The sequence below is a fragment of the Micromonospora sp. NPDC005299 genome, assembly GCF_042872345.1.
In the GTDB taxonomy this organism is placed as follows: domain Bacteria; phylum Actinomycetota; class Actinomycetes; order Mycobacteriales; family Micromonosporaceae; genus Micromonospora.
On record NZ_JBIAKG010000035.1, the window covers coordinates 1 to 3,648 of the forward strand.

The window sequence follows — 3,648 nt, forward strand, 5'->3', positions numbered from 1 at the left end:
GCGTCCAGTACCGGGCCGACCTGCTCGACAACTTCCTCGCCCACACCAGCCTGACCCTCGAACCCGACTCACCCTAGCCATTCAAGATCTGTAGCGCCGCCGACGAGGCGGGCGGGGCGGTAGCAACGGCTCGACCTCGGCCCACAGGTCGTCCGAAACGATCCAGGGCGGCTGCTCACCTCGCCTCACGGCCGAACACTGTAGTTGAACGTCCATCAGGGATAGACCAAGGCTCCCGCCTAGATCATTCTGTTAGGAGTTCTTACTCCTTTCGTGGTCTCGACCAGGGGGCTCGCTCCGGCCAAGGCCTCGAAGGGCCGGCATCTAACTGCTGGCACCGGGCGAGTTCCAGCCTTGCTTGGCACCCGATCTCACCTCTCGATAGCCTGTGCCCGCTTCCCCCGGGGGGTGTCGGCGACGCGCGGAGACTGGATCTGGCTCTGGCCCACTTTCCGGGATCCGGATCGACCCGGGTCGGCGGCGGGCGTCCACTATGTAGAGCGGCTCGTGCGATCGGCTGATCTTGTTACGCTTCTGCCTCATTTGGCGCCAGGGCGTCGTTGCGTTACTGGATCGTTGGACGCGTTGAACCTGTATCGGGTCCCCGGTCAGATCGCTTGGGCGAGTTCGGTGAGCGCAATGGCGGCCCGCGTTGTCGGCGGGGCGTCGACGGCGAGTTCGTAATGTCCGCGTCGTAGGTTCTGCATGAACGCGTGTCCGGCGATGATCACTTGTGCTGTCTTGTCGGTTCGTAGCCCGCGCATTGACCGCACCCGGTGTTTGAGCCGGCTGTGATAGGCCTCGATCGCATTGTTGGCGTACTGCTCGACGTGGTGCCACGCCTGTGGGATCAGTTCGTCGAGCACGCCGGGGTAGACCGGCGCCGCATCGGTGATGACCTCGCTGGGTGTCACCTTCAACGTCGACAGGGCCCTGCGGAAGAACCTGCAGGCCGCGTCGGCGTCCCGGCGGGTCGAGACGAGCACGTCGATGACCTGCCCGTACTGGTCGATTGCCCGGTACACGTACCGCCAGACCCCGTTGACCTTGACATACGTCTCGTCGACGAACCACTTGTCGCCGGGTGAGTGGCGGCTGAAGCGGGCGGCGTCGTACAGCAGCGGGGTGAACCGCTGTACTCATCGGTAGACGGTGACGTGGTCGACCTCGACACCACGTTCGACTAGCAGCTCTTCAACGTCACGGTAGGACAGGTTGATCCGCAGATACCATCGCACCGCGAGGACGATCACCTCGGTCGGGAACCGGAACCCGGCGAACGCCGACTTCGGAGGCATCCACGGGCGAGAGCGGGTCGGCGACTTCACCGCTCAAGTCTGCCTCGACCATGCCAACGCTCAACGCAACGGAGCCCTTCTCCGTCCCGCCCGGCCAGTTCACCTTGACCGCCGCCTAGGAAGCTACTGACGAGGTCCTCGGCCCACGCCGGGGACCTCGTCAGTAGCCGATGAGCGGACAGCTTCCGTCGGTGCCGCTGACCCGCGACAAGGTCACCTGGTCGCCCTGTGCGGCTCTCATGTGCGGCCTTGTCGCTGCAAGGCGCAGCCTTGCCGACGAGGTCACCCACCGTCTCACGTCATTCCATCGCTAGGCGTCGTTCGAGCCATGTGAGCAGGGCGGCGAACGCCGGCGACATGGTCGTGTCCGACTGGGTAAGGACAGCCGACCGGCCAGCGTCCTCCACCGTAATCGTGTAGCTCATCGCGTCCCGGGCCTGTCCGGGTCTCCGTTCCTTGGCAGCCGGAGCGGTCTTCGCTGCTTCCACCAGCTCGGCCAGCTCTCGCGCTGCCTGCTCGGGCAGAGCCTCGGCGTCCACGACTCGGGGCGGGAGGCGCAGGTTGATCGCGGCCGCTTGCCCGCCATGGGTCGCCAGCGTCACCTTCATCCCACGCTCCGAGCAGTCGGGATCGTCCCAAAATCCTAGGGTTGGCGCGCAGGCGGTCATGGCTTCGGCGTCAACACACTGACGCCCTCGGCCAGCGCATTCACCTGAGCGGAAAGGGCCTCGATCTGCCGTTTGAGGGCCGGGATTGTTGTCCCATCGTGAACCGGGCCGTCTCCCCTACCGGCCGGGACGCGTTCCCGAAGGGCTTCCGCGCCGCCCGGCGCGCCGCTGACTCGTATGCCGACCTCGCTCCACGCTGCCAGCACCGCCTGCTGCTCGGCGCTGCCGGCTCCGTGCAGCTGTCCCGCCTTCAAATAGGTGGTGTCGGCGAATTCCTGGAACTGGGTCTGAGCGCTGGACGCTTTGAGGGACTCGTACCAGATGTGCCCGGGTGCATCCCACGCATACCCGCCAATACCCACTGCTGTCAAGTAGAAAGCCCTGTTGGGAATGCCAGAGTTGATATGCACCCCGCCGAAGTCACCCTGTTCGGTGTCCGGCAGCTTGACGTAGTGGCTCATGTGGGCGGGCTGCGGATCCTTGCCGAACAGCTCGTTGTCGAACGCCGTTCCCGGCGCCTTCATCGACCGCAACGCATCAGCCTTGATGTCTGGCGTGAATACCTCCGCCCCGATCAGCCAATCCGCCTGGGCTGCCGTTTGGTGCAGCGTCCACTGCTTAACCATCGCCCCGAAAACGTCCGACAGTGACTCGTTCAGTGCCCCGGATTGATTGTGATAATCCAGCCCGGCGGTGTGTTCCGTGACTCCGTGCGCCAACTCGTGGCCGATCACATCGAGGGATCCGGTGAAATCTGTGAAGATGCGTCCGTCTCCATCGCCGAACACCATCTCTTGTCCGTCCCAGAATGCGTTGTTGTAGCGCGTTCCGTAGTGGACGTATCCTTGCAGGCGCATTCCGCGATTATCAATCGAATTGCGGTCGAACACCTTTTTGTAAAAGTCGCGGGTCGCGCCGAGTCCGTCAAATGCTCGGTTGACAGACGCATCGGCGACGGGTGGATCAGACTCGGACCTGACCAACGCGGCGAGCGGAAGTGGAGTGCTGTTGTGGCAGTCAAAGATCGTTCGGCGGCCGTTGACGGGGGCCGCGGCGGCGCCAGCGAAACTTGCGCGTACGGCTCGCCCTCCGCGCAGTTGGGCCGTGCTTACAAGCGTATTCAGGGCGGCCTGACGGATATCTTCTTCCCCGCTCTCGATGAGCTTTTTCAGGATATAGGGAGGAGTAACGCAGTTCAGGCAACGGCGCGCTGTAGTCATGGAACACCTCGGAATTGGTCGGGTCGAGGTCAGCCTACCCGGGCAGGTCCATAATTTCCGTACTTCAGGGGCACAAGGCCCGCTCCGCTGATCCGGGGCGACCATGAACATACCATCGAACTGGCGCTCGCCGATGGATTGCAACGGAGGGCGGGGCGCCAAACGGCCTCGTGCACAATTGCGAATCCTTGAGTATCGGTGATCGTTGTTCAGCTCCAAGTGTGGTGGGAGATCCGCGATCTTGAAGAGCGCAGGCTCCTTCCTCACCCACATGGGCGGCGCAAACGCGGGGAACCTGGTGGCCGACCAACTCCTTGCGGCGGGGATTCCGATGACGGAGTCCGAACACGCCCAACCATGCCAGGGTGGCAGCCAGGAGGCCTGGTGCCGGCGGACGCCCGGCTGGGGGCTGACCGACCCGATCCGCCCGACGATCTCCCGCTCGTCCAGCCAGCAGTGCCG

At 64.1% G+C, this 3,648-nt stretch carries 2 protein-coding genes and 1 pseudogene; all 3 read right to left on the minus strand.

Annotated elements, in window-relative coordinates:
• Positions 1-608: 608 nt before the first annotated feature.
• The 3 genes and pseudogenes from ACFYPD_RS34020 to ACFYPD_RS34030 all read right to left on the minus strand — a co-directional run bounded on the left by ACFYPD_RS34020 (position 609) and on the right by ACFYPD_RS34030 (position 3,186).
• Positions 609-1,298, minus strand: a pseudogene (locus ACFYPD_RS34020) (IS6 family transposase).
• 299 nt (positions 1,299-1,597) lie between these two features.
• Positions 1,598-1,906: a protealysin inhibitor emfourin gene (locus ACFYPD_RS34025; RefSeq protein WP_148425950.1), complete on the minus strand. Its 309-nt coding sequence runs from the start codon at positions 1,904-1,906 to the stop codon at positions 1,598-1,600.
• A gap of 56 nt (positions 1,907-1,962) precedes the next feature.
• Positions 1,963-3,186 (minus strand): M4 family metallopeptidase, encoded by a 1,224-nt coding sequence (locus ACFYPD_RS34030; protein WP_387122899.1) that lies wholly within the window; start codon positions 3,184-3,186, stop codon positions 1,963-1,965.
• Positions 3,187-3,648: the final 462 nt, after the last annotated feature.

What these genes read in the sequence shown, in the direction of transcription:
- ACFYPD_RS34025 (WP_148425950.1), bottom strand. Translation starts at nt 1,906, where the DNA reads ATGAAGGTGACGCTGGCGACCCATGGCGGGCAAGCGGCCGCGATCAAC.
- ACFYPD_RS34030 (WP_387122899.1), bottom strand. Translation starts at nt 3,186, where the DNA reads ATGACTACAGCGCGCCGTTGCCTGAACTGCGTTACTCCTCCCTATATC.